The sequence below is a fragment of the Serratia sp. H1w genome, from assembly GCF_000633355.1.
Taxonomy (GTDB): Bacteria; Pseudomonadota; Gammaproteobacteria; order Enterobacterales; family Enterobacteriaceae; genus Chania.
In genome coordinates this window covers 1-13,165 of record NZ_AYMQ01000012.1, presented here as the reverse complement: position 1 = coordinate 13,165, position 13,165 = coordinate 1, and the positions used below count along the sequence as shown (strand labels likewise).

General features: G+C 51.2%; 14 protein-coding genes. 5 read left to right on the top strand and 9 right to left on the bottom strand.

Translation table 11 applies throughout. The annotated features are described in order from the left end of the window. The first annotated feature begins 274 nt into the window (after positions 1–274). The gene (locus tag U869_RS0102520; protein ID WP_025123304.1) at positions 275–1,996 is read left to right on the top strand and encodes a potassium/proton antiporter; all 1,722 of its coding nucleotides are present in this window, start codon (positions 275–277) and stop codon (positions 1,994–1,996) included. 417 nt (positions 1,997–2,413) lie between these two features. Here the strand turns inward: U869_RS0102520 and U869_RS32750 are convergent, their stop codons facing one another. The 3 genes from U869_RS32750 to U869_RS0102500 form a co-directional block, all read right to left on the bottom strand. Beyond that, positions 2,414–2,545 (bottom strand): hypothetical protein, encoded by a 132-nt coding sequence (locus tag U869_RS32750; RefSeq protein WP_255328083.1) that lies wholly within the window; start codon positions 2,543–2,545, stop codon positions 2,414–2,416. A 69-nt stretch (positions 2,546–2,614) separates the two neighbouring features. Beyond that, positions 2,615–3,118 carry a YlaC family protein gene (locus U869_RS0102505; protein WP_025123306.1) on the bottom strand — a complete coding sequence of 168 codons (504 nt, stop codon included), beginning with the start codon at positions 3,116–3,118 and terminating at the stop codon, positions 2,615–2,617. Between the two features lie 124 nt (positions 3,119–3,242). Then, the gene (locus U869_RS0102500; RefSeq protein WP_025123307.1) at positions 3,243–3,542 is read right to left on the bottom strand and encodes a hypothetical protein; all 300 of its coding nucleotides are present in this window, start codon (positions 3,540–3,542) and stop codon (positions 3,243–3,245) included. A gap of 152 nt (positions 3,543–3,694) precedes the next feature. Between U869_RS0102500 and U869_RS0102495 the strand changes: the two genes are divergently transcribed. From U869_RS0102495 to U869_RS0102485, 3 genes are all read left to right on the top strand, one after another. Continuing rightward, positions 3,695–4,108 (top strand): Exc2 family lipoprotein, encoded by a 414-nt coding sequence (locus tag U869_RS0102495; RefSeq protein WP_025123308.1) that lies wholly within the window; start codon positions 3,695–3,697, stop codon positions 4,106–4,108. 437 nt (positions 4,109–4,545) lie between these two features. Further along, complete coding sequence (gene proP / locus U869_RS0102490; RefSeq protein ID WP_025123309.1) at positions 4,546–6,048, top strand: glycine betaine/L-proline transporter ProP; 1,503 nt, start codon at positions 4,546–4,548, stop codon at positions 6,046–6,048. Between the two features lie 191 nt (positions 6,049–6,239). Continuing rightward, a complete protein-coding gene (locus tag U869_RS0102485) occupies positions 6,240–7,490 on the top strand; it encodes an MFS transporter (RefSeq protein WP_029988325.1) in 1,251 nt (416 codons plus the stop codon). Positions 7,491–7,548: 58 nt separating this feature from the next. Here the strand turns inward: U869_RS0102485 and U869_RS0102480 are convergent, their stop codons facing one another. Beyond that, positions 7,549–8,505, bottom strand: coding sequence for a DMT family transporter (locus U869_RS0102480; RefSeq protein WP_025123311.1), 957 nt, complete (start codon positions 8,503–8,505; stop codon positions 7,549–7,551). Positions 8,506–8,644: 139 nt separating this feature from the next. Here U869_RS0102480 and U869_RS0102475 point away from each other — a divergent pair, with 139 nt between their 5' ends. Then, positions 8,645–9,139 carry an Lrp/AsnC family transcriptional regulator gene (locus U869_RS0102475; protein ID WP_025123312.1) on the top strand — a complete coding sequence of 165 codons (495 nt, stop codon included), beginning with the start codon at positions 8,645–8,647 and terminating at the stop codon, positions 9,137–9,139. A gap of 67 nt (positions 9,140–9,206) precedes the next feature. Here the strand turns inward: U869_RS0102475 and U869_RS0102470 are convergent, their stop codons facing one another. The 5 genes from U869_RS0102470 to U869_RS32485 form a co-directional block, all read right to left on the bottom strand. Beyond that, on the bottom strand, positions 9,207–9,566 hold the full coding sequence (locus tag U869_RS0102470; RefSeq protein ID WP_025123313.1) for a hypothetical protein: 360 nt from the start codon (positions 9,564–9,566) through the stop codon (positions 9,207–9,209). 222 nt (positions 9,567–9,788) lie between these two features. After that, the gene (locus U869_RS0102460; protein WP_025123314.1) at positions 9,789–11,081 is read right to left on the bottom strand and encodes a TRAP transporter large permease; all 1,293 of its coding nucleotides are present in this window, start codon (positions 11,079–11,081) and stop codon (positions 9,789–9,791) included. A 27-nt stretch (positions 11,082–11,108) separates the two neighbouring features. Beyond that, positions 11,109–11,621, bottom strand: a complete 513-nt coding sequence (locus tag U869_RS0102455; RefSeq protein ID WP_025123315.1) for a TRAP transporter small permease — start codon at positions 11,619–11,621, stop codon at positions 11,109–11,111. A gap of 136 nt (positions 11,622–11,757) precedes the next feature. Next, positions 11,758–12,735: a TRAP transporter substrate-binding protein gene (locus tag U869_RS0102450; protein ID WP_025123316.1), complete on the bottom strand. Its 978-nt coding sequence runs from the start codon at positions 12,733–12,735 to the stop codon at positions 11,758–11,760. Between the two features lie 223 nt (positions 12,736–12,958). Next, positions 12,959–13,165: hypothetical protein (locus tag U869_RS32485; RefSeq protein ID WP_037438798.1), on the bottom strand; the 207-nt coding region annotated here is incomplete at its 5' end.

The window sequence follows — 13,165 nt, the reverse complement described above, 5'->3', positions numbered from 1 at the left end:
CCCTAATGCTTGTCAGTTTAGGCCATTCGTCACCCCTCACCCCGGCCCTCTCCCGATTTAGCGTCCAGGAATACCCTACGCACAGTGATCGGGAGAGGGGGCGAGTCCGGAGCCGCGGGTAGGTACAAATGTCAATTTGTCGCACGTTCAGTCCCCTCTCCCTGTGGGAGAGGGTTAGGGTGAGGGGCATTACTAACAAACATTACGATCATGGCCCGGTGCCAATGCTTTAGCGCCCCCACCCTTTCAGCTCAATTCGCAGGAGAACATTATTTTGGATGCCAGCACGATCAATAGCTTGTTCATCATCGGTGCCGTGTTGGTGGGAGCAAGTATTCTGCTCAGTTCTTTCTCTTCGCGTCTGGGTATTCCCATTCTGGTGATCTTCCTGGCGATAGGTATGCTGGCCGGTGTTGACGGCCCCGGCGGCATCGCCTTTGACAACTACCCGGTTGCCTATCTGGTCAGCAACCTGGCTCTGGCCGTGATCCTGCTCGACGGTGGTATGCGCACCCGCGTCAGTTCCTTCCGTGTCGCACTGTGGCCAGCATTATCACTGGCCACACTCGGCGTGCTGATCACCGCCGGTTTGACAGGGCTGGCCGCCGCCTGGCTGTTTAACCTCGACCTGATCCAGGGGTTGTTGATCGGGGCCATTATCGGCTCTACCGATGCGGCAGCGGTGTTTTCGTTGTTGGGCGGTAAAGGGCTGAACGAACGTGTCAGCGCTACGCTGGAAATCGAGTCTGGCAGCAACGATCCCATGGCGGTGTTTTTAACCATCACTCTGATTGCCATGATTTCTGCGGGGGAAACCTCACTGAGCTGGATGTTCATCGTCCATCTGTTACAGCAGTTTGGCATGGGCATCGTACTTGGCCTGGGTGGCGGCTGGTTGCTGATGACGCTGATCAACCACATCAAGCTGGCAGACGGTTTGTACCCGCTGCTGGCCGTGAGCGGCGGCATTTTGATCTTCGCGCTGACTACCGCCCTAGATGGCAGCGGCATTCTGGCGGTCTACCTGTGCGGCCTGCTGCTGGGCAACCGGCCGATCCGAAACTACCACGGCATTATGCAAACCTTCGACGGCTTGGCCTGGTTGAGCCAGATCGGCATGTTCCTGGTGTTGGGACTATTGCTTAACCCACACGATCTGTTGCCTATCGCCATCCCTGCCCTGCTGCTCTCGCTGTGGATGATCCTGTTTGCCCGCCCAATCTCGGTGTTTATCGGCCTGCTGCCGTTTCGCAACTTTAACCTGCGCGAACGCATGTTCATCTCGTGGGTAGGGTTACGCGGTGCGGTGCCGGTGATCCTGGCGGTGTTCCCGATGATGGCCGGGCTACCCAATGCCAACCTGTTCTTTAACGTCGCGTTCTTTGTGGTACTGGTTTCGCTGCTGTTGCAGGGGACTTCGCTATCCTTCGCCGCCAAAAAAGCCAAAGTGGTGGTACCTCCGGCATTAGCCCCGATTTCCCGTGTGGGACTGGACGTCCACCAGGAAAACCAATGGGAGCAGTTTGTTTATAAGCTAAGCCCAGAAAACTGGTGCGTGGGTGCGGCGCTGCGTGAACTTAAAATGCCTCAGGGAACGCACATTGCCGCCCTGTTCCGTGGCAAAGAACTGCTACACCCAAGCGGCAGTACCCGCTTGCTGGCAGGCGATACCCTGTGCGTTATCGGCCATGAGCACGATCTGCCTGCGCTAGGCAAACTGTTCAGTCAGGCGCCTACGGTTACGCTGGATGAGCGGTTCTTCGGTGATTTCATTCTGCAATCCGATGCACGCCTGTGCGACATCTCACAGGTTTACGGCCTGAATCTACAAGATGGCGTGGACGAGCAGCAAACGCTCGGCCAGTTCGTCACCAAGTTAATCGGCGGCGAAACCGTGGTGGGGGATCAGGTGGAATGGGATGGTTTGACCTGGACCATCGCGGAGATGGATGGTAACCAGATCAGTAAGATAGGTGTAAAAATCGTTACCGATTAACCCGTCGTTCGCATGTTGCGGGAACTAATCCAGCCCGCAAAACTCTTAATGATTGTCATTAATGTTTGGCATGGCCCACACCACCGTTGAGATGGGCCATTTGCCGTACCTCGACCTTGGATACGCTCTTGAGCAGCAAAGCGAAGTTCTTTTCAGTCCTGAACCCTCCTCGCTTTGAGCGTTGCCTTATTGGACTTGGACACCGCCGATGTGGTCCATCGAATACGACTTGGATGATGTAACCTGATGCAAAAACAACAAGAGAAAGACGTACTAGGAAAGGTACTGCTGACCGTTTCGGCCCTGTGCCTCGTTACCGTGGCAGGGTTGCTGATCTGGGGTTTTGTACTGGATTAAAGCGATCTCTGGCAGGCGGGCATAAAAAAACCGCCGCAGCGGTTTTTTCAGGTAATTCGATCAGATTTTGCAGCCTTCGCAGTCTTCTTCATCCTCAAGGATTTCAGGAACTTCTCTGGCCTTCTGCGCCGCATTTTTTTCCGCTTGGGCTAACTCAGCATCAATGTCAAAATCAAAAATATCATCACTCATCGCTATTTCCTAAGAATAGTCTCATAACCAACGGCTATTATAGCCAACATCGGCACTGGTGCAACCTCTTCAGCTCAGCACCGCCTGCGGCGTTGACGGAGTGGCTAACCTTTTGCCATAGGCCAGATCGTAAACGTCATAAAAATCGATCTCGCCCTTGTTGGCAATAATTTCCTGCATGCGAGCTTTCAACACCGAGCTCACCGTCGGTTCGTTCAACAGTGCCTGGATAGCCTGCGGCGACAATGCGCGGGTAAAGTACCATTCCCCGTTGTAGCAAACGCGCAGATCCAGCACACCGATGTCTTCAAAGCGGTAAACCGGTTTGATTTCAATCAGCAGCATGGCAAACATAAACAGCACAAAAGCAGTAAAACCCAGGAACGAATACAGCCCCATATAGGGCACGGGGTACATCACCGCGATCACCGCAAAATAGCCAGCGAACATGGCAAAACACAGCCAACGGTGGGTGCGCGCAAACTCGCTGTTAAAACGCGGCTTACCGTCACGCCCTTCTCGCCGGTTAATCTGATCTATCTCTGTAACCAGAATGTTCTTAATCGTATCCATCGCCATAACCTTAATGCCTCAGCGCATCGTTTCTATCACCCATCTCAGCCCAAGCTATCACAATGACAATTTATTGAGGTAGATCAATTCCTGCATTATTCGCAGCAAACTGTTATAGCTCAGCTCAGCGTGACTCTGGTGCCCTGCCCTGCGCAACCATAAACATACGCTGTGCCACATCATCCGCCTGCTTGATTTTGCGTTTCTGCGGTTCGTTGCAGCGTTGTGCTGCGCGTACATAGGCGATTTCATGAGCTTGATCGATCATCGAGATCACCTTATCGCGTGCGGTCTTATCCATATTGCCCAATAAGGTGGTGATGATTGCCTGGTAGGCATTGGAAGCCGCGGTTAATGCCTGTTCCCGGGCCTCTAACGCCTCAATACGTTGCAATAACGTCTGCAGTAGTTCGGTATCAGACATATCCACCTCCACTAACCCGGCAACACTGCCTGATATAATTCTAGCAAAGGTTCTGCTGGCTATGATGCTGATGGGTTTCAATATGTTGCAACTGGGATAGAATAGCGGGGCATCCTCTGGAACAGAAAATACCCTATAACATGGAGAGTCCTATGCCGTTTAAACCTTACCGCTCGATCCCGTTGCTCGCCACGCTGTTGCTTGGCGCCTGTGCAGGTCAACCAAGTAGCGTGGAGAAACATGCCCGCCATGCCACCTTTCAGTTGGCGGATGCGCATTTTGGCCCCGATACGCGCACCGATATTTCGAAATCGACCAAAGCCGCCATCCCGTTCTTTGAGCAGTTTTACCAGCTTGGCAAAAAAGATCGCCAGGATGGACTGACCCGCGAGCAGGCACAGCAAAGGGTGAATGAGTTCCGCAACCCCGATTTTTTACCTGAGTCAGAGCAAAAAAACACCATGCATAATCAAACCTATACGGCTGACTCGCCGAAAAAACAGCGCGAGATCCTGCTCGAAAATGCTATCGCTACCTACTGGGATGGCTATGACGGCAAATCTTAACCTGGCCAACATCGCCCTCTAATGCGGTTACCCATTGACTCCTGAATCAGACCCAAACACGGGCGCAGCATGCAGCGCCCCTTCGCAGTGCCACATTATCAGCGCACGACGCTGAACTAGCGCATTTACCCCCTCTTGGCCGATGAAAATCGATTCCCCCCTCAGACATTCCTTGCTCTAAAGCCACTGAAAAACATAACATTTGTTACTCAATTTGATTCAAGGCTCAGATAACGCTAAGCTATATGACAAGAAAAACTAATCCTAAAGATGACATTTTTTGTTTAAAACCCTAATTATTGTGATGAGAATCTCAGAAAAAACCACAAGGACAACCTTTCCAAACAGGGGGTGACATTAGCCTGACTGATATCTTGACCAATAAAAATGAGCGGGCCGACGAACTCGCCGACGATCAATTTTGCATGGGATGATTTATGAAGCTAAGAAAAAAAAAGCATAAACCACTACAGATTAATGACATCACAATTATTGATGACAGCAAGTTAAAAAAAGCCATTACCGCCGCCGCATTAGGCAACGCCATGGAATGGTTCGACTTCGGTGTATACGGTTTTGTTGCCTACGCACTGGGCCAGGTGTTCTTCCCTGGCGCTACGCCTGGCGTGCAGATGATTGCCGCTCTGGCCACCTTCTCGGTTCCTTTCCTGGTACGCCCATTGGGCGGAGTATTCTTCGGTGCCATGGGCGATAAGTTCGGCCGCCAGAAAGTGTTATCCGTCACCATCATTATTATGGCCATCAGTACCTTCTGTATCGGCCTGATCCCGTCCCACGCCTCGATCGGCATCTGGGCACCTATTCTGTTGCTGCTGGCCAAGCTGGCACAGGGCTTCTCCGTCGGAGGGGAGTATTCCGGCGCGGCTATCTTCGTGGCCGAGTATTCGCCAGACCGTAAACGCGGATTTATGGGCAGTTGGCTCGACTTTGGCTCCATCGCTGGCTTCGTGTTAGGGGCTGGCGTGGTGGTGTTAATCTCCAGCATCGTGGGCGAGGCCAACTTCCTCGACTGGGGCTGGCGTATCCCGTTCTTCCTGGCAGCACCGCTGGGGGTGATTGGTTTGTACTTGCGCCACGCCTTGGAAGAGACGCCAGCGTTCCAGCAGCATATGGACAAGATGGAACAGAACGACCGTGCGGCGATTGAAAACCCGCCCAAGACCTCGTTCAAAGAGATCGCCACCAAACACTGGAGAAGCCTGCTGGTGTGCGTAGGTATCGTGATCTCAACCAACGTGACCTACTACATGCTGTTGACCTACATGCCAAGCTACCTGTCGCATAATCTGCACTATTCCGAAGACCACGGCGTGCTGATTATCATTGCCATCATGCTCGGGATGCTGTTCGTTCAACCGCTGGTTGGCCTGACCAGTGACCGTATTGGCCGTAAGCCGTTCATCATCGGCGGCAGCATCGGCCTGTTGCTGCTGGCTATCCCCAGCTTCATCCTGATCAACAGTAACGTTATCGGGCTGATTTTTGTTGGCCTGCTGATCCTGGCCGTACTGCTCAACTCCTTTATCGGGGTGATGGCCTCAATACTGCCTGCGATGTTCCCTACCCACATCCGCTACAGCGCACTGGCCATTGCATTCAACATCTCGGTACTGATTGCAGGTGCCACGCCAACGCTGATCGCCTGGCTGGTTGAGTCCACCGGCAACCTGTATATGCCAGCCTACTATCTGATGGTGGTGGCAGCGATTGGTCTGGTGACCGGCCTGTATATGAAAGAAACGGCTAATAAGCCGCTGCGTGGCGCAGCCCCTGCCGCCTCTGACCGTTCGGAAGCCAAAGAGCTGTTGCAGGAAACCTACGATAATATCGAGCAGAAAGTAGAAGATATCAGCCAGCAAATCGCCGATTTGGAGAAGAAAAAGCAGACGCTGATCGACCAGCATCCCAAGCTGGATTAATTTCCCTTAGGTCGCTATAGGCCAGGGCTCGTGAATATTACGGCTCTGGCTTTTTTATTGCTGTTAGCGGGCGCAGCATGCAGTGCCCCTACGCATTGAGCCGGTCAAGATTTTGTCAGCAACCGCGTTCTGTTTGCTTCCCCTGATGTTCATGCTAGTTTGACAGCATCTTTGCACATCAGGAGGTGCTTTTGCCCGCAAGATTGCTCAATCCCGTCGCCATATATCAAGGGCTGCCCAACGACATCTATTTTATTGCTCTGGCCCGGTTTGTTTTAGGCCTTGGTAATTTCATTATCCCCTTCATGGTGCTGCTGCTAACGCAAAAACTAGGTTACTCGACCACGGTCGCTGGTGGTTTGGCGATGGGTGTCACCGCATGCTATCTATTGGGCAATTTGGTCGGCGGCAAGATGTCCGATAGTTTCGGCCATAAGAACATGATGGTCTGGGGAGAGATCGTCGGTGCAATAATCCTGGTGGTAAGCGGTTTCTTTGCCGATTGGCACACCCTGCTGCCCGCGTTGCTGTTTGTCAGCTACTTCTTTTTTGGTGTAGCGCTGCCGGCAAGTAACGCCCTGGTCGCCGATCTGTCCACCCCTGCCAATCGCAATGCGGTGATGTCGTTAAGCTACCTGGCCTATAACCTGGGCTCTGGCGTTGGCCCGGTTCTGGCGGGCTATCTTTTCTGGAACTACACCGCCTGGATTTTTTGGGGCAACGGCCTGGCCGGGCTGATAGGTGTCGCTATCGTGTTATTTTATGTCGCCACTCCTGCCGCCGATCGCGCAACAGACCATAGCGGACACTCCGAACTGGAAAAAGCCACTGACGCTTCGGTATGGCAAGTGTTCAAACAACGACCACGGCTGCTAGTATTTGGCGTGTTATGCATGCTGCTTTGGTTTTCGTTAAACCAGATGACCATGACCACTCCGCTCTATCTTAGCCATATTTTTGGCCAGCAAGGGCCGACCCTGTATGGCCAGCTAATGACCTCTGCCAGTATCTTGGTGGTGGTATTGACACCGCTGATAATAAGAATGACCCTCAATATCTGCGACATACAAAGCCTGGCCATTTCTGCACTGGCGTTGGCCATGGGATATGGCATTACCCTGCTCTCCCCGCTGGTCGCCATGCAGTTTATTGCCTGGTTCTTCCTGACCATCGGCGAGATCTTGCTCGTTACCAAGGAGGGGATTTATTTAGCTAATCATTCCCCACGCAGCCATCGTGGCCGCATAAGCGGGATCGTCACCACCATCCGCAGCCTGGGCCTGATGCCGACGTATATCTTGATGGGGGCATATATACAAAGCTATGGCTACCTGGATGCCTGGAAATTAATCATTGGTATCTCAGTGCTCACGGGGATGCTATTTATTGCGCTCTCGCTCCAGCAGAGCAAGGCTAGTAAAACTCTCGGTTCACTGAGATAAACTAGCCAATGTGACCAGAATAACGGGCGCAGCATGCAGCGCCCCTACACTTAGATCCCTACGAAGCCTTGGTTTCGCTTTCTGCGGGTTTCACCGTCACGATGAAAATGCCCAACATAATCACCAGCAGGCCAATACCCAGCGTGAGGGTCAGTTGCTCGTCCAGGAAAGCCACGGACATCAGCAAGCCTATTACCGGTACCCCGAGCATCGCCGTCGACATGCTGGTGCTCGACAACCACATGCTGGCGGCATTCACCGCAACAAAGCAGAATGCGGTTGCCAACGGCCCCATAAACAGCAGTATTTCAATTAACGAGGTAGAACCATCACCGGTATACGGCCCTTCCACGACCCGAGCCATCAACGCTAACGGTACACTGGCCAGCAGCATCTGCCAGGGCGCAAGCTCGTAGGCACTACAGACCCCTTTGTGATAGCGCAGATGCAAGATACACATCGCCCAGGCAAATGAGGCCGTCAGCAACATCAGGTTCGCCACGACGAGCACCTTATCGCTCCAGTTAAAGGTGAAAGGATTGAACAGCACAATCACCCCAACACCACCGAGCAATGAGCCCATCAGTTGCCGACGGGAAAGTGACTGACGGAAAAATAACACTGCGATAGGCGTGACCCAGAGCGGCGTGGTGTATGCCAGGATCGCGGACCGGCCAGCGGGCACTTCGGTCATGGCAAAGGCCCCCAACACGGTAAACGCCAGCATTTGCAGCAGCCCCACGCTCAACACCAAAGGCCAATCTTTACGCGGCGGGAAACGCAGTTTCTTCGTCAGTATCTGCAAAGCAAACAGACACAGCGCACCACTGACAAAACGGCTGGTTGAGAGCCAGATAGGCGTCATATGAGAGAGCCCTGCCTTCATCACCGGCCAGTTCGCACCCCAGATCACAATGGCCCCTACCAACAGCAGGACACCTTTGATTTTCACGCTATCGGGCGCGTAGCCCGGCGTGCTTTGCGGGCCAGTTAAGTATTTTCCCTCAGTATCCACAGCGCTTTCTCATCCATTAATTCAATACGCCAATTTTATCTGGATAACTGGGGGAAATTTCTCTTATTATGTTTACTGAATCGGTTTTTATGAGTAATTTTACCCATAAAAGTCACTTTTACAGGATAAATTTTCTCACATGAAGAAGCTCGATCGCACCGATGTCGCCATTCTGAACTCCATGCAGACCAACTCGCGGATCACCAATGCGGAGCTTGCACGCTCGGTCAACCTATCCCCCACCCCCTGCTTTAACCGCGTAAAAGCGATGGAAGAGTCAGGCATTATCAAAGGACAAGTGACCTTATTGGAACCGGCTGTGCTTGGGTTGCATGTGAACGTGTTTATTCAGGTGAGTTTGGAAAAGCAGGTGGAAGGTGCGCTCAGCAACTTTGAGCAAGCTATCGATGAACGACCCGAAGTGATGGAGTGTTACCTCATGACGGGGGATGCCGACTACCTGCTGCGGGTATTGGTGCCCGATATCCGTGCGTTGGAACGCTTTATTCTGGACCATCTGACCAAGATCCCGGGTGTCGCCAATATCCGCTCCAGCTTTGCCCTCAAGCAGGTGCGTTACAAAACGGCCTTGCCGCTACCGGCGGAAGGTATCAGCGTCCAGCCAATTAGATAAACCCTGCGGGTGCTTGTGGCATTTTATTGAAGCTGCGCGGAAGCTTGAGCCTCCGCGCATAGAGAGGTTATTTTTTCTTGGCCGTTGTCGGGTTTGGCTTGGCTTTCTTTGGCTTGGCAACGACTTCTGCCGTAACGGCTAGCTCTTTCGCCGCAGGAGCCGGTGCCTTGGTTTTCGCTCTTACCGCCACAGGAGGCTTCACCGCCGTGGTTTTGGCTTTAGCCGCAGCCACTACGGGTTTACTCGGCGTTGCGGCCGGCTTAGCCTCCGAAACTGTAGGCTCAATATCATTGCCCTTAACTTCGGAAATTGCCGGTTCGGCAGCCAATGCCTTGTACTTTTCCACCAGGTGTTGATAGGTATTTAACGCTTTGACACCGTTAAAGGAGTTATCAATCTTCCCCTCACGGATCAGCTCGATCACCACCTACTGCGCCGCTAACTCTGGATGTTTTGCCGGGTTAATAATCTCAATTTCAAATTCCATCGTCATCTCCTGACTGAATAGCCGAGCTTGGCAGCATACCATTTACCGCTGACAACGAAATCGCGCTGAATCCATTCAATTTAAAAAAATCCTTAGGACTCATCAGTTAGCTTGCCGAAAAGTGCCCATTCAGTAAGTCATGGGCACCATGATGGCAAAGACTTAGCCAGTATGCACCCCGAATAATTTGGGCAAGAACAGGGAGATGGCCGGAATGTAGGTGATCACCATCAGTATCAGGAACAGCACTGCATAGAATGGCAGCATCGCTTTCACGACCTGTTCGATTTTCTGCTTACTCACCGCACTGGCGACAAACAATACAGAGCCCACCGGCGGCGTGATCAGACCAATCCCCAGGTTAACCAGCATAATCATACCAAAATGCACGGGATCAATGCCCAGCGAGTTGGTCACAGGTAGCAACACTGGCGTGAGGATCAGGATTAACGGCGCCATGTCCATCAAGGTGCCAATGAGCAGCAACATGATGTTGATACACATCAGGATCACATATTTGTTATCTGAAATGGAGGTGAACATCTCGGTAATGCGCGCAGGCAACTGCATATAGGTCATAATGCCACCGAACGCCGCCGCAAAACCAATCAGGATCATCACGATGGTGACGGTTTTTACCGTGCGGTACATCAGTTTCGGCAACTCCGACCATTTGTAGTCACGATAGATAAACATGGTGACGAAGAAAGACCACAGGCAGGCAATGGCGGCCGATTCAGTGGCGGTAAAGATGCCTGACAGGATCCCCCCCATAATAATGACCACGGTCATTAATCCCCACAGTGTATCAACGAAAATTTTCACTGCCTGGCGGAAAGGAATTTTTTCACCTTTTGGATAACCCCGTTTATGAGCAAAGCAGACGCACATCACCATCAGGCTAAAACTGAGTAGCAAACCAGGCAAAATCCCGGCGATAAACAGCGCAGCAATCGACACCGTTCCCCCGGTCGCCAGTGAATAAATGACCGAGTTGTGGCTAGGCGGGGTCAAAATAGCTTGTACCGACCCACTCGCCGTTACCGCTGCGGCAAAATCGCGTGGGTAGCCTTTCTTGTCCATTTCCGGGATCATCACGGAACCGATGGAGGCCGTATCCGCAACGGAAGAACCAGAGATCGCCCCAAAGAACGTTGACGCCACAATGTTGACCAGAGACAGACCACCGCGAATAAACCCGACAAAGATATAGGCAAAGTTAACCAATCGCCTGGCTATTCCCCCTTCGGCCATGATTGCCCCCGCCAGAATAAAGAAAGGGATAGCCAGCAATGAAAACTTGTTTACGCCATTGGTTAACTGAATCATTACCGCTTCAAGCGGGATATCGATCCACAAGGCACCCACGATCGCACTGATACCAACCGCATAAGCAACGGGAACACCGATAGCCAACATTACGGCTAATGAAGCAACTAATATGAAAGCATCCATGTAATGGCTCCTGGATAGTATGCTGTATTAACTCTCTGCTGACCCCAACATCACCGCTGGACGGCGTTGCTGAGAACCAAAAAGGATCCGTTCAACAATAAAGAGTATCGTTACCGTTGATCCGATTGGCAGTGGCAAATAGGTTTCCCCAGCGGTAAGCAGAGGGAATTCTGCCACGGGCTGTTCCCACAACTCCCGGCATAAGGCATAGCTGTACACCAGAATAAATACGCTGATCGCCAACATCATCAGGTCGGTCAGCAAGGCACTGGCTTTCTGTAAATGAGGAGGGAGACGGTCCGTCACCATGGAGACGGCAATATGGGAACCGGCGCGATAGCTCACCGCAGCCCCAATAAAGGTAAAGGTAACCATACACATGATGGCGACCGGTTCAGGCCATGATAACGCGCTATTTAATATATAGCGCGCAAATATGCCGACAGGAATTACCGACACCATAAGTAACAACGCTATCCCTGAGCCCCACATCGAAATGCGATAAATAACATCCATGAGCAACGAATAATAACGTCCCATAATAATATTACCTATATGAAGAGATCGTTTGCATGAGCACGCTGTAGTCGTAATATTTTCTCTCATGGGCTAGGGATATATTACCCCCCTAGCCCGCCATCCGAGTTCGTTTTTTTATACGACGATATAAAGAACATTACTGTACATCTGCAATACGCTGGAGGAGTTCTTCGTGGCCCTTACCGAACTCATCTCGCACGGATTGGGTCGCTTTGTAGTAATAATCCGTATCGATATCATGGAACTGCACCCCACCCGCTTTCATCACGTCCAGAGATTTCTGGTTATATTCCTTCCACAGTTCGCGCTGCTCAACCTGGGCTTCTTTGGCGAGCTGGATAAGCAATGTTTGATCTTCCTTACTTAACTTATCCCACTTGGTTTTTGAGAACAGGAAGACTTCTGGAATAATCGAGTGACGGCTGTAGGTATAATTTTTCGCGACCGGCAAATAGTTATGTGCAACAAACGTAGGTGGGTTATTTTCAGTACCATCAACCACACCGGTCTGCATTCCGCTGAAGACTTCACTAACCCCCATCACCACCGCATTGGCCCCCATTGCTTTCAGCGTGGCCAACGCGACTGGGCTCGGCTGAACACGGATCTTCATGCCTTGCAACGCCTCCGGTTTAGTTACCGGGCTTTTGGTAATAAGGTTACGCGTACCGCTATCCATCCATCCTAGGAAGACCATTCGCGATTTCGGGCTGTTCGACAAACGATCGCCAATATCCTGGCCTACCGCCCCATCGAGAACCTTATGCATATGATCTTCGTCACGGAAGATGTAGGGCAGCGTGAACATGTTGACGTCAGGTAATATTGCTCCAACCGGCGTCATTGAAACACGGATAATATCTATGGCTCCGATTTGGGCCTGTTCGATGATCTGTTTCTCATCACCTAACACTCCACCTGGGAAGGTCTTGATCTCAAGACGACCATTGGTCGCTGCTTTTAATTTTTCCCCCATATGCTGAATAGCCACGACGTTGGGATACCCTTCAGGATGCACATCGGCAGCTTTAAACGTTTGGGCCAAAGCCAAATGGTTACTCAGCAGCGTGGCAGATGTCAGACAAATGCCGAATAGAATTTTGGACAATTTCATCGATATATCTCCCGAGGCAGTAATGCGAATTAATTGTTGTTATGACTAGATAACGTGACGATTGACGTTGTTAAGCGACCTCCCTGCCGCAAGTACTTTGACAAAACAGCAATGAAACACATCGTTACAATAGCAGCACCGTAACTTATCACACAGGTTTTTAAGTTGAGCTCAATCACAAAAACACAACAAAATGAAACCGCGTTCCCTTTTTTAAAAAACATTATTTCACCAACGTTTGAAGCCCTTTAGACTTGCTAGAACTGCAAATAATTGTGATAGAAATCAAAAAACAAACAGTGAAAACAATCTTCAATTGCATTTTTATTGATTTTAATTGCAAACTTAAAAAGTTTGCATTGACTATAATGACAAATAAATAATCTTTAAGGCCATCATCTAAAAAATGGTATATACCCGTGATCATTGA

Excerpts from the sequence above, each read along its gene's own strand:
- U869_RS0102495 (WP_025123308.1), top strand. The coding sequence starts at position 3,695 with ATGCCGTTTAAACCTTACCGCTCGATCCCGTTGCTCGCCACGCTGTTG.
- U869_RS32750 (WP_255328083.1), bottom strand. The coding sequence starts at position 2,545 with ATGAGTGATGATATTTTTGATTTTGACATTGATGCTGAGTTAGCCCAA.
- U869_RS0102460 (WP_025123314.1), bottom strand. The coding sequence starts at position 11,081 with ATGGATGCTTTCATATTAGTTGCTTCATTAGCCGTAATGTTGGCTATC.
- U869_RS0102500 (WP_025123307.1), bottom strand. The coding sequence starts at position 3,542 with ATGTCTGATACCGAACTACTGCAGACGTTATTGCAACGTATTGAGGCG.
- proP (WP_025123309.1), top strand. The coding sequence starts at position 4,546 with ATGAAGCTAAGAAAAAAAAAGCATAAACCACTACAGATTAATGACATC.
- U869_RS0102455 (WP_025123315.1), bottom strand. The coding sequence starts at position 11,621 with ATGGGACGTTATTATTCGTTGCTCATGGATGTTATTTATCGCATTTCG.
- U869_RS0102475 (WP_025123312.1), top strand. The coding sequence starts at position 8,645 with ATGAAGAAGCTCGATCGCACCGATGTCGCCATTCTGAACTCCATGCAG.
- U869_RS0102505 (WP_025123306.1), bottom strand. The coding sequence starts at position 3,118 with ATGGATACGATTAAGAACATTCTGGTTACAGAGATAGATCAGATTAAC.
- U869_RS0102450 (WP_025123316.1), bottom strand. The coding sequence starts at position 12,735 with ATGAAATTGTCCAAAATTCTATTCGGCATTTGTCTGACATCTGCCACG.